Source organism: Pseudomonas sp. LBUM1674, assembly GCF_059695635.1.
The window spans coordinates 3,447,182-3,468,285 of record NZ_CP166779.1; the positions used below are offsets into that span (position 1 = coordinate 3,447,182).

Below are 21,104 nucleotides of genomic sequence, written 5' to 3' on the forward strand. Positions count from 1 at the left end.
CTACATGTGACGGTTTCAGGCCAATACCGAGCACATCTCAATCACCGAGCAATCCACGTGAAATGGTCCGAAAAACTCGCTCTGGCGCTTGATCGGCGGATTGCCGGCCAGCAGTCCCAGGGCCTTCGCGGTCTCGATGTTGCGTGCAAGATTGTGATTGGCTTCGATGGCCCGCGCCAACGACCCCGCCGAGGCATGTCCGATCCCCAGCAGGGATGATCCGTTGGTCATGAACGCCAGGAAGGCGATGACCCAAAGTCTGTACCCTTTCATGCTCCGGCGATCCCCGCGATCAGCGCCTGATCGACCGTCGCGTTTTGCGCACGGTGTTCAAACTGGATGCCGGGATGAGCGACTTGAATCGGCGCTTCAATGGTTTGACGCGACTGCGGTGAAAGGCTGAACACCAGGACCATGGCCAGGTAAAGACCGATCGCCACATAGGCGCCGCGTTTGGCAGAAGTGAGGATTGTGCTGGCCATGATGTTCTCCGCTGGCATGTTTCGATGCCCACAGAATCGATCAAAAAAGTCATCACAACCACTCAGGGTTATCCATAGTGAACATCAGCTTCGTTGATCATTAAGCCCGTCTATCTCAGTTTTTGATAAAACCTATCAGCCGCTCGCGAGCGGCCTTCGGCTCGTCTTGAGCGAGCTGGGCAGGCGAAAGAATGGCGGGATAGAAAAACAGAAGATGATGCTGTCGTAACGCGTTATGCAGGAGCGACATCACTTCTCGGCCTTTCGACCAGGCGGTCAATCAGCAAGTGACTTCGCTCCTGCATAAAGTGTGCAGGGCTGAACTTTCAGTGTTGGCTTTTGTGATCCAGGGCGGCGTAGAAATTGGCGCTCTGCTGCAGGTATTTCTGGGTGTAGCTCTGGGCGTGGGATTTTTTGTCGCTGATTTCAACGTTGGCGCTGGCTGGCAGCGCCACGGTGGCTGAGATAGCGGATGCGGCGATCACAGAGAAGAGATTGAAGTTCATGGCGGTAGTCCTCGAAGTCAGTTGGCTTGCTTGCCCGGTGGGGCCGTGGAGCAAACTTAACCTTCGCGGTTGGCGCCTTGAAATCTTTTGTAGCAGTAGCAGATATCAGCGTCATTAATAGAAGGATGCAGGCCCCATCAACCGGGGCCTGCGGCCTATTGACGCACCAGGAACTTGAGGTCGCTCGGGGCATCCATCGGCAGTTTCTGTACGGTTTTACCCAGCAGGCCGGTCCTGGCATCGCGCTCGACGACGACAATCTGGTTGCTCTTTTGGTTGGCGATCAACAGGAACTTGCCACTCGGATCGAGGCTGAACTCGCGCGGATGATCGCCTTCCACGGAGCGGCGCTGCAGCTCCTCGAGGTGGCCGGTCGCAGGGTCGATGGCGAACACCAGCAACTGATTGGCAGTGCCACGGTTGCTGACGTAGAGGAACTTGCCATCGGCCGAGGCATGCAGCGCCGCCGCGGCCTTGTCCGACACTGGCTGGCCCGCCGCCAGGTCGATCATTTGCGTCTGTTCCAGCTGACCGTCCCGGTAATCGAACACCGCAACCTGCGCGCTCATTTCCATGGTCAACCACGCGTGTTTGCCATCGGCGCTGAACAGCAGGTGCCGGGGCCCGCTGCCGGGTGGCAACTGGACCGAGGCCGGTTTGGCCGCGGTCAACGGCAGGTCCGGATTGGCCTTGGGGTCGAAGCGGTAGACAAAAATCCGGTCCGCCCCCAGGTCATTGGAAAACACGTAGCGGCCGTCTGGCGATGAGAGGGTCGAATGCACATGGGCCGACATCTGCCGCTCGGGATTGACCCGGCTGGAGGGATGACTGCTCATTTGCACCACGGGCTGGAGCTTGCCGTCAGCACCCACCGGCACCACCGCCAGGCTGCCGCCCGGATCTTCGGCCACCGAATAATTGCTGACAAACAGGTGACTGGCTTCAAGGCCGAGGCTCGAATGCGTTGGCTCATTGCCCAGGCTCTGCACATGATTGATCAGGCTCAGCTCATGGGTCTTGGGATCGATCGCATAACTGCTGACGCGCCCTACCGGATCAGCCTGCCCCGGACCGTTTTCGTTGACCACGAACAAGCGGCGTTGATCCCTGGACAGGGTCAGCCAGGACGGATTTTCGCTGTTGACCACTTGCAAGGGTTTGGCGTCGATCTGCCCGGTTGAACTGTCGAACTTCAGGCGATAAATCCCTTGGCTCTGGCCGGCGGTGTAAGAACCGACCAGCAACTGATAATCATCAGCCGTCGCCGTCTGAACGCCCATCGCGCCAACGCTGCCGGCGATCAACAGCGGCCAGAGATTACGCATTCTCATTCGTTTCGTCCTCGTCGTCATCACCACCGAAAGCATCCATCAGTACCAGCCGATGCTCGCCGGAATCACCGGTGATGAGCCAGCTTTGCAGGGTTGGATCGAAGGTCGCCGCATTGATCTGGGCCATGCTGAACGCCCAGCGCTTTGCCGCTCGGCCGTCCATGCATTCGATGTGCAGGTTGTCGTCTTCATCGAGGGAGAAATCGAAGGCGTGCAGCCCGTCGATTTCCAGCAAGTTGCAGTGTTCGAGGGCTTCGAGCAAGGTGTCGGTTACGGCAGTCATGGCAGTCGATCTTTGAATGGGAAAGACGCAATGATAGCTCAATGTGGGCTCGGCTCAGTGTCGGACACAAAACCCCCACACAACACCGCCCCCCTGTAGGAGCTGGCTTGCCAGCGAAGGCGATGTTTCAGTCGACATCTTCATTGACTGACCCACCGCTTTCGCTGGCAAGCCAGCTCCTACAGGGATTGGCGACCGTCCTCACCACGCCTGTTATCATGCACGGCACCTACATCGCTCAGGATCGCGCCGTTCCCCATGGATTACCGCAAACCCTCCGACCACAAAAGCATGCACTCGCGCATCGTCCAGGAACTGGGCATGCAGATCGTCTCGGGACGCTTCAAACCGGACGACAAACTGCCCGCCGAAGCCCTGTTGTGCGAAGAGTACGCCGTCAGCCGGCCGGTGCTGCGTGAAGCCACGCGTGTGCTGGTTGCCAAGGGCCTGGTGTATTCCCGTCCGCGGGTTGGCACCGTGGTCAAGCAGCGCAAGGAATGGCACATGCTCGATCCGGACGTGCTGCACTGGCTGATGCAAAGCAGCCCGCAGAATGAATTCTTCGATCTGCTGACCAGTGTGCGCAGCATCATCGAACCCGCTGCGGCAGCCCTCGCCGCCCAGTTCGCCACCGACGCGGACATCGCCTCCATCGGTGAAGCCTATCAACGCATGGAAGCCGCGCCGACACCGGAAGCCTTGCTGCAACCGGACCTGGATTTCCACAGCCGGATTGCCGACGCGACCCACAACGACTTGCTGGCGAACTTGTGCAACATGCTATCGGTGGCCATTGCCGAGGCGCTCAAACATTCCAACCAACGACCGAATCTGCATGAACTGGCGCTGCCGCGACACAAGGCGATCCTGACCGCCATCGAAAATCGCGATGCTCTGGGCGCCCGGCATGCAACCCTGGTGCAACTCGACGATGCGCGCAGTGCCCTGAGCGTGGTATTGGGTCAACCTTTGTCATAGTGGCGGTATCCCCATACCGCACTCGCGACCACGAAATGCGATTTCCTGTGCTGGACCGATCATCGGTCCGCAATCCCCGGAGCCAAGAAGGCACCGGCTTTAAACAGGAAAAAGGATTTCGACATGCCCGACCCGAACACCCCCACGCTACCTGCGCCCTTGAGCCAATTGCCCGCCAAGGCAATCCATGAACGTTTCGCCACCCGCCCGGCGTTGTTTTCAGTGGTCTTCAATGCCCTGCAAAGCCGAATCCTGGAGCGCTATCCAACGCTGAAATTTGACCTGCTCAAGGTCCAGCTGGCCAGCCCCGGCCCGTCTGGAGACTGGACATTCCAGCTGTTGATGAACGTCGCTATCGCTCATGTATTGAACCCGCAACTGCTGGACCTGAGCCCCCGACGCGAATTGTCGTTGTACCTGACCCAGAATCCGCCCACGCCGCTGGACACCCCGGCAGCGCCGCACATTGACATGCAAGTCATCGCCGAAATCATCGATGAGCTGCCCTCGACGCTGCCCATCTATTTCCAGCAGGCTCTGGCTGACTACTGGAGTGAGCTCGACAGCCAGGGCAGCAGTCGCTGGCAATGGCTCGGCGAATTGCTCAAGGGTCAGATGACCGCTGCCGCAGCGTCGCACCCGGACCTGAGCGAAACTCAACGGGACATGCTGTCGCTCGTCGCCGACTGGCCGGAACGGCTCAAGCGTCTGTCCCGTTCCGTGCCCACCACCTATGTCTACTTCATCGAAAGCACCTTGACCAAGGCCGAAAAAGAACAGCGTCTGCTGACGCCGGACCTGCTGCTGGTGCGCGACAAACAGGTAGTGCTGTACAGCGTGGCCGGGGCTATCGAAGTATTTGACTCCATCGAGGCCTTCGGCGAAGCCTGGGGGGCCAGGATGCAGCGCCGGTTCCAGTTCGACAGCATTACCTGGCGGCGCAACGAACCCGACGGCGATGTATTCGAACAGCAGGCCGGGCTGATCCTCAATCAACAGCTCGAAGACCTGGCGTCGTTGTCGTTTCAGGGCCAGGGCGAAACAGCGCTTGAGCGACGCCTGGAACAACTCACGGACCCCGCCCTGCTTTTTTGCAATGTCGCCCAGGCCGCTCCCGTTCGGCTCCAACAGGTGAGTGACCAGCTGCCCGACTGGCTCAGGCAAGCCGATGCCGGCGACCGTTTCGCCTACCACCGTCATCTGCAAGACATGGCGCAGGTGGTCAAGCAAAACCAGGGACGCTCATTCAATGAAGGCATTGAAAACATCCACAGCTTCAGCCGCAATGCTTTGCGCAAGCAGATGCAAACCGATCATGCAGATCAGGATCCCGACGACGTGGTGTTGGACTTTGCCGTGGCGGCCGGTTATCCCGGCGGCGCCGGCATTATCGAGCATGTGCGGATGTCGTTGACCGAGCTGGCCCTGAAAAATCTCGCCGGCAAACCCAAGGGCACGCTGAAGCTTTCCCCCAAAAGCGCCAAGACACTCCCGCAGTGGCTTGACGAAGCTTATCTGCTGGGCAGCGAGGGCTTGATCCAGCGCGTCGATATCGGCGCCACCTACCCGCAAAAAATCAAGGAGCTGTTGCTGTCCGACACGGCCGATGCCCGGCGCCGGGAAACGCTGTTTACCCGCGAACTCAAGGTCCGGCTGCCGATGCAGGCGCTGGAATACAAGATCAGACTCCAGCATGGGGTTTGCGCCAGGGGCTACCGTTATGTGAAAGCCTTGATGGGTGATACGCCCACGGACAGACTCGTCGACGATCAGGAGATCGTCCTGCGGCCACTGGCCTTGTGCCGAAAACCCGGTGCCGCGCCCGATGAAGTCAACAATATGTTTATCATCGAACCCCGCGACACACAGGTCGGCCCGCACCTGCTGTATCGACCGCTGTACGACGACTCCCTGCGGGAATACCCGACACGCCAGGCCCTGCTGGACGCCCTTGCCGCCCCCGGCGAGTTGCAGAACAGCGTGCTGACCTGGCTGGCAGACAAGGCGCGCCCCATCTACGACCACGGCGGCATCAAGGAACCGCACATCCTTCACTTCCTCAGTGGCGACGAATTCACCTCGTATGAAAAACCGGCACCCGCGACCCTGGCTGTCGACGAGGGGGCCGAAGAATGGCTGCAATCACAAGTCGACGGCAAGCTGCTCCAGCATTTGTTCGGCAGCACCGCGCGGGCGTTGGTCGACCTGGCCGATCGCGAGTCGGTGTCCAACGGCGAAAGCCGCTGGGCCATTGTCATGGAAGGTGCGTGGCTGCTGTTCAATACGCTGCTGTTGCCGCTGGTCCGCGGGCCGGCCATGTTGGCAGGCTGGCTCCTGGTATTGGTCAGCAGCCTGGAGCAGGACTTGACCGGGCTCGATAGCGATGACCCGACCGTCCGGGAGTTGGCGTTGATCGATCTGTTGCTGAATACTGCGATGGTGTTGCTGCACACGGCCACGCCCTCCAACAGAAGCCGGCAGCCATTGGTGGAACCGGCCCCGGAAGACAGCGCGTTGCACCTGGCCTCCTGGCACCGCGCTGCGGGTCAGCCCCACCCGCAAGACACGCCGGTGGTACGTCATGGGCCAGTAGCGTTGCCCGGGGAACCACCGGCCACAGGGCACACGACCCTGGACTTCAGCCGTTCCATCGCCAGCCCCAAGGCAAGCGCGAAATTGCTCAACGCCTTGCTCGCCGTCAATGTGCCATGGCCCGAAACGCTACCGGCTCCGGTGGCCAGCGGTGCCTTCAAGGGACTGTACCATATCGGCGACCTCTGGCATGCCAGCGTCGGTGGGCTGCTGTTCCAGGTCAGCGTTGAGCCCGGCTTCGGCGAAGTCTACCTGGTCGATCCAAAGCACCCGGACCATCCCGGCTTCAAGCTGGCCAGCGACGGCCAGGGGCACTGGCGACTGGATCGCAGGGCCCGACTCGAGGGCGGAATGCCCAGGAAACGGGTCGATAACTGGCGGGAGGGGCAGCAAAGCTTCCTGCGTGAGCTCAATGCCCAAGCGTACGCTCTGAAGGACCAATTTAACCAGCTGATCCCGGCTGTTCAGGAATCCAGGGAAAACCTGGAAATCGCTCGCGAGAACCTTGTTAAACAGAAAAAAACCTTAAGACAGCTTTGGGTATTACTCGGCAATGCGATTGAGGCACTGCGAGCCAGGGTCACTGAGCGCCATGAACAGGAGCAGCGTGAAACGGCGCGATTAAAGATGGAGTTGGATAGCGCATTCGATAAACACCTGCAATCCGTCAAGGCGATTTCCCCTGCGTTGCGCAAGGCGATAGACAAGCAAGCCGAGCTGGTGGCCGCCGATAGAACCAACGTGCTCTATAGAAATGATCACCACCGACTAGCCCTGCTTGAATACAATAATTGGACCTTGGCGTATGAATACCTGATCAAATCTCGCCTTGACATGGCTGAATCCGAGACCGGTGAGAACATCGATGAGCTGAGCATCCGAGTCAATGAGCAATTGCGCCGGGGCATTACGACTGCGTATGAGTCGTTCATCAACCATAAGGAAGCCTTGCTTGAGCTGGAAAAAACCCAGATCGAGATCGCCAAGGAAATAGAAACACTTCTCGCTCAAGCCGACCCAGCCCAGCGTCAGGTGCTGTTGAGCATATCGCCTGAAGATCAATACATCTCCTCGGTTACCCTGAAAATGTCCGAGTTGCTAACGCTTCTCGAATTGGTGCTGGATCGCGGCGGCTCCTCCCGTGATCCGGCAGAGTTTCCCTTTGCCCAACAGCTCATCGACACTCAATTGGCCCAAACCATTTTTACGCATGCGGAGATGCGCTCCACTTCAGGCTACTCGTCGGCCGAACAGACTGCCGTCCTCAAGGATATTCTGGAGCACTACGAGCGCATGGAGAATGCCGTCAATTCATTAACTGACATGAATTCCGGTTTCGTGCGTGACGAATATCGATCTCCTTTTCTGGAGCACCTGGGTGAGGCCCGTACCAGCCTCGAAACACAACTGGCCGACTTGATCCTCGTTGACCAAGGGTTCGCCCCGGCGCCGGCACCAAACAGACCCGGCAGGGTAAAACCCGCCAACAAAAAAGTAATCAGGACCCGCAACAAGGGGAGCCTGGTGGGCGACTTGCGCCCACCCGAACCTGGGGATCCGGGCAGTTTAGTCGACATCAAAGACCCCATCACCGGTGAGACCGTCGCCACTTACCTTGAACACGCCAACGAAGGGTTTTGGCAAGAGGTGGTGACTGCGCGCCCGCCTGAGCCGGCTCCCCCACCTGCGGTTCGCTCATTGAAGAGCATCAAAACGGAAGCGGAAACGGTAATAGGCGAACGCGCGGATATTGAACTCAGTATTCGCTTTCAACAAAGAAAACTTCAAGATCCCAGCCGACGCGAAGGCGTCGATCCGCGAGATTGGGATGTCATGCTGACCCAGCATGCGGAAAAACTCGAAGCCCTGGCCGAAGAAATAAAAGGCAACCACGCCACGGATACAAACGCCGCCAAATTGGAGAGCACTTACCGTGACGAGGCGAAGGCTGTGAAACAATTGGCCTACGAGGTTTGCAGCGAGGGATACAAGCTACAGCGCCCCCAAGACTCCAATGTCGAATATCTGTGGGATCACGGCTTTGTCGATATCAACCTGGTCCGCAGTCGCATCCTTTTGAAAGCGGGTGACTACCTCACCGAGTATGCAGTGCGTGACAAAAACAAAATAAAAGAAGGGAAAAAGGGCGAGGAAAATGTCTTGTGGTATGCGCATTTCCATTATCTGGCCGCCGATTCACCAAAATCACCACCTGCATTCGCTCATTTAAAGACAAAAGAGGAGCGCAAATTTACCCGTAAAGAACTGGTCGAACGGGCCCGCAAGGACAACCGCGCGCTGGTCAATCTGGAAAAAGCGGAAATCGCATTGCCCTTGGCTGAAAAGCTTTTCCTGAAACTGGAGCTATTGCCGTAAGCGAACTGAAAAAAAGCAGCCCGGGCTTAATGCCGGTCACTGTAGGAGCGAGCTTGCTCCTACAGTGACGCGGATTGATAAAAAAAACGCAGCCTAGGCTGCGTTTTTTTCAAACCGTTGAATCAGTGGGCAAACAACGAATTGCCCTTCTGCCCCGCCAGTTTCTCCGGCTTGATCAGGAACCGCGCCAGCGCTGGCAGCAGCCACAGTGCGCCGAACATGTTCCACAGCAGCATGAAGGTCAGCATCAATCCCATGTCAGCCTGGAACTTGATCGCCGAGAAAATCCAGGTGCACACGCCGATCGCCAGGCACAAACCGGTGAACAGCACGGCTTTACCGGTGGATTTCAGCGTCTGGTAGTACGCCTCTTGCAACGGCAGGCCGGCACGCAGGAAGCTTTCCAGGCGGCTGTAGATGTAGATCCCGTAGTCCACGCCAATCCCCACTCCCAACGCCACCACCGGCAGGGTCGCGACTTTCACGCCGATGCCCATGAACGCCATCAGCGCATTACCGAGTACCGAGGTCAGGACCAGTGGCAACACGATGCACAGGGTCGCCGCCCAGGAACGGAAAGTGATCATGCACATGGTCGCGACGCAGATGTAGACGAGGATCAGGATGGTCAGCTCGGATTCCTTGATCACCTCGTTAGTGGCCGCCTCGATCCCGGCGTTACCCGCAGCAAGGATGAATTCCAGGCCTTCCTTGTTGTTCTCCTTGGCGAACGCCTGCACCGCATGCACCGCGCGATCCAGTGTGGCGGCCTTGTGGTCGTTGAGAAACACCAGCACCGGCGCCAGGGAGCAACTGTTGTTGTACAGGCCGTCAGCGCGGGCGATGGAGTTGTTCAGCACGTCCGGGTTGCGCGACAGGGTTTCCCATTTCAGGTTGCCCTCGTTCATGCCCTTGATCATCTGTTTGGACACGGTCACCAGCGAGATCGCCGACTGCACGCCCTCGGTGTTCTGCATCTTCCACATCAGCTCGTCGATCGGCGCCATGGCTTCGTAGCGCGAGCAGCCTTCGGACTTGGTCTTGACCATCACCACCAATACGTCGGAGCTGGTGGAGTAGTTGCTGATGATGAAGTTGTTATCCTGGTTGTAGCGCGAGTCTGGACGCAGTTCCGGCGCGCCCTGGTCGAGGTCACCGATTTTCAGGTTCTGGCTGTACCAGAGGCCGCCACCGAATGCGATCAGTGCCAGGGCAATGGAGACCGGGGCGACTTTCGGGCTGGCAAAGTTCGACAGCAGGCGCCAGAACGGGTGTTCGCGATGCGCGTCTTTCTTGCTGCGTTCGACCGCGCGTTTGCTGATGCCGACGTAGGAAATCGCCACAGGCAACAGGATCAGGTTGGTGAAGACGATCACTGCCACGCCGATGGACGCGCCGATCGCCAGTTCACGGATCACGCCGATATCGATGATCAGCAGCGTGATGAAACCCACCGCATCGGCGAGGATCGCGATCATCCCCGGCAGAAACAGCTGGCGGAAGGTGCGCCGCGCGGCCGTCAAAGCGTTGTCCGCCTCGCTGGACTGCAAAGCGATGCCGTTGATCTTCTGCACGCCGTGGGAAATACCGATGGCGAAGATCAGGAACGGCACCAGCATCGAATACGGGTCCAGCCCGAAGCCGAAGAAGTGCATCAGGCCGAGCTGCCAGACCACTGCCACCAGCGTCGTACTCAACACCGCCACGGTGCTGCGCATGCAGTTGGTGAACCAGTAGAGCAGGATCAGGGTGATGACGAAGGCCACGCCGAAGAACATCACCACCATGACCAGGCCATCGATCAGGTCGCCGACTTTCTTGGCAAAACCGACGATGTGGATCTGCACATTGGGGTTCTGGGCTTCGAACTTGTCGCGGATCTTTTCTTCCAGCTCGTGGGAGAACTTGCGGTAATCCAGTGCCAGCAGCGTGCCCTGGTCCTGCGGGTCCGGGTAGGACTCCAGCAGCGGGATGTCAACGATGCTCGACTTGAAGTCGTTGGCCACCAGGCGCCCGACCTGCCCGGACTTGAGCACATTGTTGCGCAGCAGGTCGAGGCTTTGCTGGGAACCGTTGTAGCTCTGGGGAATCACTTCACCACCGGCGAAACCCTCCTCCGTCACTTCGGTCCAGCGCACGCTCGGACTCCACAGCGACTTGAGGCCGGAACGGTCGACGCCGGAGATGTAGAACACCTCGTCGTTGATCTGGCGCAGGGTCTCCATGTACTCCTTGGAGAAGATGTCGCCATCGGTGGCTTCAACCGAGATCCGCACGGTGTTGCCCAGGTTCGCCAGATCGTTGCGGTGCTCCATCATCTTTTGAATGAACGGATGCTCGAGCGGGATCATTTTTTCGAAACTGGTGGACGGCCGGATCAGCGTCGCCTGCCAGAACAGGAACACACTGACCAGCAGGCAGATGAAGATCACTGCCGGGCGGTTGTTGAAAATCAGGCGTTCGAGAAACGTCGCCTTGTCATGATGATGAGTGCTCAAGGATGTCATAGACCCGCCTTCTTATTATGTGCCCGGCTCATTTGGACGACCCGTTCTTTCCATTCTCTGCGCCGGCGCCGGTTGGCGAGGTGACGCGAACGCCGCCCTGTCCTGCCAGAATCAGATTGCCGTTGCCCGCCGCGGTGACTGCCGAAACGGAAATGCGATCCGGGCGATTGAACACGCTGAAGGTTTCGCCGTTGTCGTTGCTGCGGATCACCGAACCGCCATTGCCGACGATCACGATGGAACCGTCATCAAGCAATGTGGCGCCGGACAGGCCGAACTCGAGCGCGCCGCGAGCAGCCTTCAACTCGACCTGTTCCCAGGTGCCGCCGAAATCCGTGGAGCGATACAGATTGCCCCGCAGCCCGTAAGCCAGCAGGGTGTTGGCTTGAGCGGTGCCGATCACACCGAACAACGAGCCTTCATACGGGCCTTCAAGTTTCTCCCAGGTCTCGCCCCCATCGGCAGAGCGGAACATGCTGCCCTGCTCGCCAACGATGAACAGCCCGGCATCCTTGACCGCGGCGATGGCGTTGAGGTGGAACTGGTCTTCGTTGTCCAGGCGGTCGCTGACGTCTTCCCAGTGCTTGCCACCGTCGGTGGTTGCCATCAAGGCACCGTAGGCGCCCACGGCAAAGCCGCTGTCGACGTCCTGGAACCAGACGTCCAGCAGCGGCGATTCGCGGTTGAGGTCTTCAAACTGCTTGGTCCAGCTGACACCGCCGTCCTCGCTGGCGAGGATCTGCGCGTCATGGCCAACGGCCCAGCCGTGCTTGTCGTCGACGAAAAATACCGAGGTCAGCAATTGCCGGGTCGGCACCTTGGCCTGGGTCCAGGTCGCGCCCTGGTCATCGGAGTACAGGATGTGCCCGCGATCCCCGACCGCCACCAGTCGTGAGCCTGCGTGCACGACGTCGAGCATCAGGCTTTTGCTGGCCTTGGCGGATTCAACGGAATACACCCCATCGGACGCCGGCGCCGCAGCGGCCAGCACGGGTGCCGACAGCACGGCACAGCTCAACAGCGAGAGCGCTGTAGCCAGCAACGCGAATTTGCGCAGTGCCGGCGGGCGGCAGATACCCACACCCATGACAGGCTCACTCATAGACCTTCCCCCATTATTATTGTTAGGTCGTTCAACCTTTCTGGGCGCCGTAAGGGGTGCATCGGGATTGCCTGTTCTGGAGCATAGTCCTGAAACCCGCAATCCAGAGCCCCTTCGGAAGCTGGCTTTATCCTATCGGGGTTTGGAAAGGTCTGACAATCGACGCCACGTTATGTTTTGTTAACCTGGGGGGTATGGGGGGAGGATGAATGATGGGGTATCAGGTGGGGTGATTGGGGTTTGGCTCGGTTTTGGGGCATGACATCGATCACCTGTAGGAGCTGGCTTGCCAGCGAAGGCGTCCGTTCAGTGATAGATATATCGACTGACCCACCGCTTTCGCTGGCAAGCCAGCTCCTACAGGTGTCCGGTGAACACCTGCGGGAGATGAGTCAGAATCAGGCCAGGCTCTTGCTGACCACTTCAAACACATCGCTGGACAGTTGGCCCGAAGCACGAATCCGCTCCAGCTCACCTTTCATCAACGCCTGACGCGCAGCGTCGTATTTGCGCCAGCGCGTCAGCGGTGCCAATTGCCGGGAGGCGATCTGCGGGTTGAACCCGTCCAGCTCGATCACCAGATCCGTCAGGAACCGATACCCGGAACCGTCCGCCGCATGGAAGTTGATCAGGTTCTGCCCGGCAAACGCGCCGACCAGTGCCCGTACCTTGTTCGGGTTCTTGATGTTGAACGCAGGATGCTGCATCAACTGGCGAACCCGCTCCAGACCGCCCGGCAAGGTGCTGCCGGCCTGAACGCTGAACCACTGATCCATGACCAGCGGATTGTCCTTGAAGTGCTCGGCAAAACTCGCCAGGGCCGTCGCCTTCTGCTCCTCGAACGGCGAATTCACCAGCACCGCCAGCGCCGTCAGGCGCTCGGTCATGTTGTCGCTGGTCTCGAACTGCTCGAGCGTCGCCGCCAACACTTGCGGCTTGCCGCTGAGCATCAGGTACGACAGCGCGATGTTCTGCAACGCGCGACGCGCGAAGTGCTCGGCCTCGGCCACATAGGGGGTCTGCTTCGAGAGATCGCGATTAGCCTGATAACGCAACCACAGCGCCTCGAACAAACCTTCCGCCAATTGTTGACGGGCAAACTCGCGGGCGATGTGGATGGCATCGACGTCGGCCACTTCGCTGATCTCGGTCAGATACGCCTCGCCCGGCAGCGAGAGCATTTCGGCGACCATCGCCTGATCCAGCGTCTCGTCCGACAGCACCGTACGCAGGGCAGATATCAAACGCTGGTCGAGCACCAGCTTCTCGCCCTTCTGATGATCGGCAATCAGCTCCTGCAAGACCTGAACCGACAATTGCTGACCGGCATCCCAGCGATTGAAGCCGTCGCTGTCATGCTGCATCAAAAACATAAGTTGGTCGCGGTCGTACGGGAAGCTCAGCTTCACCGGGGCCGAGAAGCCACGCAGCAACGAAGGCAGTGGTTTTTCAGCGATGTCGATGAAGGTGAAGGTCTGCTCGGCTTCGGTCACCGAAATAACCCGCGAAGTGCCTTGAGCGGTGGCTTCACCAGAAAGACGCAAGGCAATCTCACCGCCCTTGCTGTCCAGCAGGCCCAATTCGACTGGAATCACGAACGGCAGCTTTTCCACCTTGTCCGGGGTTGCCGGGCAGCTCTGGCGGAAGGTCAGGCTGTAGGTTTTCGCCGCCGCGTCGTAAGACTCACTCACCGCCAGACGCGGTGTGCCGGCCTGGCTGTACCAGCGCTTGAACTGGGTCAGGTCGACACCGTTGGCGTCTTCCATGGCCTTGATGAAGTCATCGCAGGTCACGGCCTGGCCATCGTGGCGTTCAAAGTACAGGTCGCTGCCTTTACGGAAACCTGCGGCGCCAAGCAAGGTGTGGATCATGCCGACCACTTCCGAGCCCTTTTCGTACACGGTCAGGGTGTAGAAGTTGGAGATCTCGATGAAGCTGTCCGGGCGCACGGCGTGAGCCATGGGACCGGCGTCTTCGGCGAACTGGTGGGTGCGCAGGTAGGCCACGTCCTGGATACGCTTGACCGTGGCCGAGTTCATGTCGGCGGAGAAGCCCGAGTCGCGGAACACGGTGAAGCCTTCCTTGAGCGACAGCTGAAACCAGTCGCGGCAGGTCACGCGGTTGCCCGACCAGTTGTGGAAATACTCGTGGGCAACGATCGCCTCGACCCGCTGGTGCGCGGCGTCGGTGGCGGTTTCGGCCTTCGCCAGCACGGCGCTGGAGTTGAAGATATTGAGGCCCTTGTTCTCCATGGCGCCCATGTTGAAGTCGTTCACGGCGACGATCATGAAGATGTCCAGGTCGTACTCGCGACCATAGACCTCTTCGTCCCAGCGCATGGACTTCTTCAGGCTGTTCATGGCGTGCTGGCACTTGTCGATGTTTTCCGGCTCGACGTAAATGCGCAGCGCTACGGAACGCTCGGTCATGGTGGTGAAGGTGTCTTCGACGCACCAAAGGTCACCGGCCACCAGCGCGAACAGGTAGGCAGGTTTCTTGAACGGATCTTCCCAGGTCGCCCAGTGCCGGCCGTCTTCGCCCGGACCGCTGGCAATCGGGTTGCCGTTGGACAGCAGCACCGGATAGCTGTGCTGCTCGGCGACCACCGTGGTGGTGAACGTGCTCATCACATCCGGGCGATCGAGGTAATAGGTAATCTTGCGAAAGCCTTCGGCCTCGCACTGGGTGCAGAACATGGTGCCGGACTTGTACAGGCCTTCCAGCGCGGTGTTGGTTTCCGGGTGGATCCTGACGCTGGTATCGACCGTGAAGGTGGTGCTGGTTGGCTGCAGGGTCAGGTGATTTTCAGTCAGCTGGTAGTCCGCGACGCTCAGCTCATGATCGGCCAGCGTCACCGACAGCAGCTCGAGTTGCTGGCCATCCAGCACCAACGGCGGCAGGCCCGGGCCACGCTCGGGATTGCGGCGCATCACCAGTTGCGCATGGACCAGGCTGTGGTCCTCGAACAACTCGAAGGTCAGGTGCGTCTCGTCGATCAGGTACTCGGGGGCCTGATAGTCCTTCAGGTAGATCATCTTCGGTTGTTCGGTGCGCATGCTGGAGTCCTTACTGATGCACGGCGAGCTGATAGGCCGTGTACTTGCGAATATTGATCACGCCGGTGTCGAAAATCAGGTACTGGCCCTTGATTCCCAGCAGCGTGCCTTCGGCAATCGGGTTCTTGTCCAGGTTGAAGCTGACAATCTTCGCCGGGTATTGCTCGATCGGATAGCGGATTTCGAGCGGTTCGACATCGGCAATGGTCTGGATTGCCTGCAGGCCGAATCGTTCCTGCAAACCTTGCAAACCGTCGGCACAGCTTTCAAACAGCTGATCGCGAACCTGGGCCAGGTCCACCGAAGTCGCGTCGCCCTTGAGTAAAGCACGCCAGTTGGTCTTGTCCGCCACCTGGCTGCGGAACAGGTCCTCGACGAAGCCCGACTGCTGACGGGTCGAGACACGCATGATGGGCAGTGCCTGACTGGCGCCCTGATCGATCCAGCGGGTCGGCAGCTGGGTGGCACGGGTAATGCCGACCTTCACCCCCGACGAGTTGGACAGGTACACGATGTGATCGGTCATGCAGAACTTTTCGCCCCACTCAGGCTCCCGACACGTGCCGGCGTCGTAGTGGCAACGCTCCGGGCTCATGATGCACAGGTCGCACTGCGCCAGTTTGGTCATGCACGGGTAGCAGTAACCCTGGCTGAAACTGGTTTTGGTCTTGCGTCCGCAATGGGAGCAAAAGATCGCCCCCAGGTATTCCAGGCGCACCGTGGTGCCGATCAAGGGATTGACCGGTACCTCGAGGTCGTCCAGACGAAACGCGTATTGCACGTTCGGCCCGTCCAGGCGCGCCGACATTTTGCTGATTGCACCGCGGCCGATCTCGATCAATGGACAGCATCCGACTTGAACAGGATATTGGGTACGGTGATCGACTTGGAGCTGCATTCCTGCGGGCCCATGTAACCGGTGCGCTCTTCTTCCGGCAGGTTCTGGATCTCCCAGGCGATCATCGCTTGCAGCGACAGTTCCCGCTGTTCGGCGGTGAGTTTGCCACCGTCGGACCATTTGCCGATTTCCACCGCCAGTTTCAGGCTCTGGTAGATATCGGGGGTGATGTTGTTGATCATTTCGTTGAAAGAGGACATCAAGGTCTCCGTGCTCTTCAAGACACAAATAAATTTAGACGGCCAGTTTACGGCGGTTGTACAAACCACCCAACAGACCGGTGAAGCATCCGATGAGTAACCCGCTGACGTGGGCCGCGTTGGCGATTTCACCGAAGCCGATCATCGAGACCAGCCCGGACAGGCAGAGCAGCAGCCACACCAGCATCATCACCAGCACCCCACGGGGCAGGCGATAAGCCGGGTTTGGCGACAACAGCTGGAAGATCCAGCAATGCCCCAGCAGGCCGTACAGCACCCCGGACAACCCGCCAAACAGGGTCGGGCCGCTGAAAATGAACTGGGTATAGTTGGACACCAGGCTGAACAGCAAGGTCAGGCCGAGCAGGTTGATACTGCCCTGGCGCGACTCGATGCGCCGCCCCAGCTCCCAGTACCACATGCCGTTCATGGCCAGGTGCAGGATGCCGAAATGAATCAGCATCGGCGTCACCAGGCGCCACCACTGCCCCGCCGCCAAGCTGTCGGCCAACGGCACGAAATGGAGGTAGTCGCCGACGATGCGGAAATCGAGAAAGGTCAGCCAGCGCATCGTGTCGAAGTTTTCGCCCAGCAGCGTCACCGCGCCGACGAGCAGGCTCAGCAACAGCACCAGTGCAGTCGCCTTGGCGTAGCGCAGTTGCTCGACAAAACCGGGGCGGCGGGTGGTCGGCGCCACAGGGATGTCGAGCTGTTGATCGGGATCGCCCGCCGGAAAACGTTCATATAGCGAACGCACGTCTTCACTGATGTTCGCCGGTACCCACAGTACCTGCTCGCCCGCCTCTTCACTGACCCGATGCGGCACCTGCATGCGTTGCAGCAACTTGACGAAGCCACTCAGATCCACCGTCAGGGGCAGGCGTAAAACGGCAACCCCACTCATTGCAGCACCTCCGGCCGTTCAACATCGACCCAGACGAATTTATGCGGATCGAGACGGGTTTCCTGATCCAGGCGATAGGCAACCAGTTTGCCGTACAGCACCGCGCTGTAGTCCAGGCACGCCAGGTTCGAACGGATCGGTGCCGGTTTGCCGCTGCGCCAGTAATGGCCGACGAACAGCAGGGGTTCATCGACGCCATAGCGCAGCAAGGTGTTTTTCTCTGTGGACGACAAGGGCGTTTGCGCCACGGGCTCTGGCAATGCATCAGGCTGGAACACAATGTCTCCGTAGGTTTGCGGATCGTCTTCCCAGAACTTGGTGCGGAAGAACGAACGTGTCAGGCCATCGCCGCTGGTCATGGTCAGCCCATGGGGCAAACGCATGTCGGTGCCGCGCAGCAGGCGATCGAATACAGTGCAGGCGAAGCTGCCGGGCACCGCCGAGGCCTGGAGGAAATGCTCATCGACGCAACCGTTGGGAAATAGCGCCCGCAGCGGTTCGATCAGGCCGGCATCCCAGCAGGCATGCACCACCCGGAATCGTCCGGCATCGACGTACAAGGGCAACTCATAGAACCATTGCAGGAAGTCGTGCCAGTCCGCCGGGTGGTTTTCGAACTGGGTCAGGGTTTCGTTGAGCAAACGGGCATGACGCGGGGTGTGTTCACGGACGAATTGCTTGCCGCTGCCCGGTAGCGCCGGAGTGCTCCAGCCAAGAGCGTTGAATTCATGGTTGCCCATGATGCACAGCGCCTGGCCGGCCTCGACCATGTCGTGAACAATGTGCAGCGCCTCGCGAATCCGCGGGCCGCGGTCGATGATGTCGCCGACGAACACCACCATCCGCGACGGATGCCGCCAGACGCCGCCTTGTTTTTGATAACCGAGTCGGTCGAGCAAGTGCTCCAGGGTCAGAGCGCAACCGTGCACGTCACCGATCAGGTCGTAGCTTCGCGCGGGATCGAACATCAGTCGCCTCCACCACCCAACCGGCTGCCCCAGCCGAGTTTGGTCCGGCACACCTCATAGTAGTTGTGGTCGAGCGGATGAATCAGACGCAACTTCTGCGCTTTCTTGCTGATGGTAATGGTGTCGCCGGGCGCGCAAGTGAAGTGGTTCTGCCCGTCGCAGGAGACTTGCGGGTAGATCTGCATATCCTTGGACACGACGATTTTCAGCTCACTGTTGCCATCGACCACAATTGGCCGGCCCGACAAGGTATGGGGGTACATCGGCACAATCACAATAGCGTCGAGCTTGGGGTGCATGATCGGTCCGCCCGCCGACAGCGCATAGGCCGTCGAGCCGGTGGGCGTGGCGACGATCAGGCCGTCGGCCTTCTGGCTGCAGACGAACTGGCCGTCGATGTACAGCTCGAACTCGATCATCCGCGTCGATTTGCCAGGGTGCAGCACCACGTCGTTCAGCGCATCGCCCTGGCCAATGGCCTCGGCGTGACGCCGGACTTCGGCCTGCAGCAGGAAGCGGTTTTCCACCAGGTAGTGGCCGTCGAGCACTTCGGCGACTTTCACTTCCAGTTCATCGGGGCGAATATCGGTCAGGAAACCCAGGCTGCCGCGGTTGATGCCCAGCACCGGGATATTGTGTCGGGCCAACGCACGAGCAGCGCCCAACAGGCTGCCGTCACCGCCGACCACAATCACCATGTCACAGACTTCGCCGAGCATCTTGCGTGACGAGGTTTGCAGGCCATGACCGGGCAAGACTTCGGCAATGGTGTCTTCGAGGATCACGTGCAGGTGACGATCGAGCAGAAACCGTTTCAGTCGGCGGACGGTATCCAGCACCTGCGAACTGCCCAGGCGACCGATGATGCCGATATTACGAAATTGCTCCATGGGGTTCCTGCGAGTCCGGCGAAAAACACGATTATGGGCGAAAGCGCGGGATAGACAAAATCCTTTCAGCCACAACGGTGTACTCACGATTGAGGCTATGCTCGCAAGATGATCCTATTTCCCGATTTGTTGCAGTTACCCCATCAGTTGCGCCACCCCGAAGTGCGCGACCTGGCCTGGGTCATCCTCGCGCCGCCGATGCTCGATGTCACCCCGTGGCCGCAGCGCCACCCGCTGGCCGGCAGTGACTGGGTGCAGGCGCCGCAACGGCTGGAGCTGTGGCTGCGGCAACTCGATCGCGACAGTTATGACCTGCTGCACTGGCTGGCACAGGCCAGGACCCGGCGCCTGGGTTTGTATTACGAACGTCTGTGGCAGTACGCGGTGCGCCACGCACCGGGCATCGAACTGATTGCCGCCAACATGCCGATCCGCCGCGAGGGTCACACCCTGGGAGAACTGGACATGTTGCTGCGCGATCGCGACGGCGTGCACCACCTGGAACTGGCGATCAAACTCTACCTCGGCCCGCAGAACGGCAACGGACACGACACGGCGCAGTGGCTCGGCCCGGGCTGCCACGATCGGCTGGACCGCAAACTCGCCCACCTCAGCCAGCACCAATTGCCGATTTCCGCCCGCCCGGAGAGCCGCGAAGTGTTGGCGGCGCTGGACATTCAGCAGTTCAGTGCGCATTTGTGGCTGGGCGGCTATTTGCTGTATCCGTGGCCGGGGCAGTCCGCACCACCAGACGGCGCACATCCACAGCATTTGCGGGGCAGCTGGTTGCATCAAAAAGACTGGGCGGACTTTGTCGTGCAGCGTCCGTTCGGCCGCTGGCAACCCCTGCCCCGCCACGCCTGGCTGGCGCCGGCGCATTATCCGGTGGAGCAGACCTGGAGCACTGAGCAGCTGGATGCGTGGCTCAGCGATCTGGAACCGCAGGCCCCGGCACAGTTGCTGGTGCGGCTGGCAGAGAATGGCGATGGGGATTGGGAGGAAGCGGAGCGATTGTTCCTGGTGGCGGACCTTTGGCCGAATGTGCCGGGTAGTGGTTAAGTTTTGTGGTGCTTGGGCTGGCCTCATCGCGAGCAAGCTCGCTCCCACAGGTTTTTATGCCGTTCGCCAGTTTTTCATTCGGCATAAATCCCGTGGGAGCGAGCTTGCTCGCGATGAGGCCGACGCGATCTAGATGGACAGCCGCACTGCCAACGCCGCCAACGTCGCCAACAACACCGGCACCGTCAACACAATTCCGACTTTGAAATAATACCCCCAGCCAATCCGGATGTTCTTGCGCTGCAGCACATGCAGCCACAACAACGTCGCCAGACTGCCGATCGGCGTGATTTTCGGCCCCAGATCACTGCCGATAACGTTGGCATAGATCATCGCCTCCTTCACCACGCCCGTTGCCTGGCTGGCCTCAATTGACAGCAACCCGATCAGCACTGTCGGCAAATTATTCATCATCGACGACAGCAGCGCCGTCAGCAGCCCGGTGCCCATGGCCGCGCCCCAGACGCCGTAATGGGCAAAGCCGTCCTGCCAGCCGGCCAGATACCCGGTGAGCCCGGCATTGCGCAGGCCGTAGACCACCAGGTACATGCCCAGTGAGAAGATAACGATCTGCCATGGCGCTTCTTTGATCACCTTGCGCATGGAAATCTTGTGACCACGGGCAGCGATGGCCAACAGCAACGCTGCGCACACCGCCGAGATAGCACTGATCGGAATACCCAGCGGCTCCAGGGCAAAAGCAGGAAAATCAACGACGCAATGAGCATGCACAGCAGCCTTCAAGGACAGGTCGGAACGAAAATCGGGATCAGCAGCAGCGTTCAGGTCAGCGGCGGAACAAACCGCCGCATGGCTGTAGGAAATGGAAAGGATGATCTGTAGCCGATTGGCCAGCACAGGGTAATCCATGTGGGAGCGAGCCTGCTCGCGAAAGCAATCTGTCAGTCACTGTGAGGGTGAATGGACCAGCGCCTTCGTCGGAACGCCGCCCGGAGCAGGCTCGCTCCCACA

Annotated in this window: 17 protein-coding genes and 1 pseudogene; 3 read left to right on the plus strand and 15 right to left on the minus strand. The window is 59.7% G+C overall.

Annotated elements, in window-relative coordinates:
* Window positions 1-15: 15 nt before the first annotated feature.
* The 5 genes from ACA067_RS15870 to ACA067_RS15890 form a co-directional block, all read right to left on the minus strand.
* On the minus strand, window positions 16-273 hold the full coding sequence (locus ACA067_RS15870; RefSeq protein WP_497462631.1) for a hypothetical protein: 258 nt from the start codon (window positions 271-273) through the stop codon (window positions 16-18).
* Complete coding sequence (locus ACA067_RS15875; RefSeq protein ID WP_497462632.1) at window positions 270-482, minus strand: hypothetical protein; 213 nt, start codon at window positions 480-482, stop codon at window positions 270-272. The genes ACA067_RS15870 and ACA067_RS15875 overlap by 4 nt, the downstream gene beginning before the upstream one ends.
* Window positions 483-808: 326 nt before the next feature.
* A complete protein-coding gene (locus ACA067_RS15880) occupies window positions 809-988 on the minus strand; it encodes a hypothetical protein (protein WP_154978246.1) in 180 nt (59 codons plus the stop codon).
* 155 nt (window positions 989-1,143) lie between these two features.
* Window positions 1,144-2,313, minus strand: coding sequence for a lactonase family protein (locus ACA067_RS15885; RefSeq protein WP_497462785.1), 1,170 nt, complete (start codon window positions 2,311-2,313; stop codon window positions 1,144-1,146).
* The gene (locus tag ACA067_RS15890; protein WP_497462633.1) at window positions 2,306-2,602 is read right to left on the minus strand and encodes a DUF5629 family protein; all 297 of its coding nucleotides are present in this window, start codon (window positions 2,600-2,602) and stop codon (window positions 2,306-2,308) included. The genes ACA067_RS15885 and ACA067_RS15890 overlap by 8 nt, the downstream gene beginning before the upstream one ends.
* A gap of 258 nt (window positions 2,603-2,860) precedes the next feature.
* Between ACA067_RS15890 and ACA067_RS15895 the strand changes: the two genes are divergently transcribed.
* Window positions 2,861-3,580, plus strand: a complete 720-nt coding sequence (locus ACA067_RS15895; protein WP_497462634.1) for a FadR/GntR family transcriptional regulator — start codon at window positions 2,861-2,863, stop codon at window positions 3,578-3,580.
* 219 nt (window positions 3,581-3,799) lie between these two features.
* On the opposite strand, the gene ACA067_RS15900 is transcribed toward ACA067_RS15895, so the two are convergent.
* Complete coding sequence (locus ACA067_RS15900; protein ID WP_497462635.1) at window positions 3,800-4,780, minus strand: hypothetical protein; 981 nt, start codon at window positions 4,778-4,780, stop codon at window positions 3,800-3,802.
* Between ACA067_RS15900 and ACA067_RS15905 the strand changes: the two genes are divergently transcribed.
* Window positions 4,712-8,548, plus strand: coding sequence for a dermonecrotic toxin domain-containing protein (locus tag ACA067_RS15905; protein WP_497462636.1), 3,837 nt, complete (start codon window positions 4,712-4,714; stop codon window positions 8,546-8,548). The genes ACA067_RS15900 and ACA067_RS15905 overlap by 69 nt on opposite strands.
* Window positions 8,549-8,670: 122 nt before the next feature.
* Here the strand turns inward: ACA067_RS15905 and ACA067_RS15910 are convergent, their stop codons facing one another.
* The 8 genes from ACA067_RS15910 to ACA067_RS15945 all read right to left on the minus strand — a co-directional run bounded on the left by ACA067_RS15910 (window position 8,671) and on the right by ACA067_RS15945 (window position 19,073).
* Entirely contained in the window at window positions 8,671-11,055 is a 2,385-nt protein-coding gene (locus ACA067_RS15910) for an efflux RND transporter permease subunit (RefSeq protein ID WP_497462637.1), read from the minus strand.
* Between the two features lie 28 nt (window positions 11,056-11,083).
* Complete coding sequence (locus tag ACA067_RS15915; RefSeq protein WP_497462638.1) at window positions 11,084-12,157, minus strand: WD40/YVTN/BNR-like repeat-containing protein; 1,074 nt, start codon at window positions 12,155-12,157, stop codon at window positions 11,084-11,086.
* 398 nt (window positions 12,158-12,555) lie between these two features.
* A complete protein-coding gene (gene pepN / locus ACA067_RS15920; protein WP_497462639.1) occupies window positions 12,556-15,213 on the minus strand; it encodes an aminopeptidase N in 2,658 nt (885 codons plus the stop codon).
* Between the two features lie 10 nt (window positions 15,214-15,223).
* Entirely contained in the window at window positions 15,224-16,054 is an 831-nt protein-coding gene (locus ACA067_RS15925) for a DUF2797 domain-containing protein (RefSeq protein WP_497462640.1), read from the minus strand.
* On the minus strand, window positions 16,051-16,311 hold the full coding sequence (locus ACA067_RS15930; protein WP_497462641.1) for a YeaC family protein: 261 nt from the start codon (window positions 16,309-16,311) through the stop codon (window positions 16,051-16,053). The genes ACA067_RS15925 and ACA067_RS15930 overlap by 4 nt, the downstream gene beginning before the upstream one ends.
* Before the next feature lie 34 nt (window positions 16,312-16,345).
* Window positions 16,346-17,215 carry a rhomboid family intramembrane serine protease gene (locus ACA067_RS15935; RefSeq protein ID WP_497462642.1) on the minus strand — a complete coding sequence of 290 codons (870 nt, stop codon included), beginning with the start codon at window positions 17,213-17,215 and terminating at the stop codon, window positions 16,346-16,348.
* Window positions 17,212-18,183, minus strand: a complete 972-nt coding sequence (locus ACA067_RS15940; protein WP_497462643.1) for a metallophosphoesterase — start codon at window positions 18,181-18,183, stop codon at window positions 17,212-17,214. The genes ACA067_RS15935 and ACA067_RS15940 overlap by 4 nt, the downstream gene beginning before the upstream one ends.
* A complete protein-coding gene (locus ACA067_RS15945; protein WP_010459816.1) occupies window positions 18,183-19,073 on the minus strand; it encodes an NAD(+) kinase in 891 nt (296 codons plus the stop codon). Before ACA067_RS15945 ends, ACA067_RS15940 begins: the two co-directional genes overlap by 1 nt.
* A 108-nt stretch (window positions 19,074-19,181) precedes the next feature.
* Between ACA067_RS15945 and ACA067_RS15950 the strand changes: the two genes are divergently transcribed.
* On the plus strand, window positions 19,182-20,132 hold the full coding sequence (locus ACA067_RS15950; protein ID WP_497462644.1) for a DUF1853 family protein: 951 nt from the start codon (window positions 19,182-19,184) through the stop codon (window positions 20,130-20,132).
* A gap of 129 nt (window positions 20,133-20,261) precedes the next feature.
* On the opposite strand, the pseudogene ACA067_RS15955 reads toward ACA067_RS15950, so the two are convergent.
* Window positions 20,262-20,831: pseudogene (locus ACA067_RS15955) on the minus strand (ArsB/NhaD family transporter); the annotation flags it as partial.
* Between the last annotated feature and the right edge of the window lie 273 nt (window positions 20,832-21,104).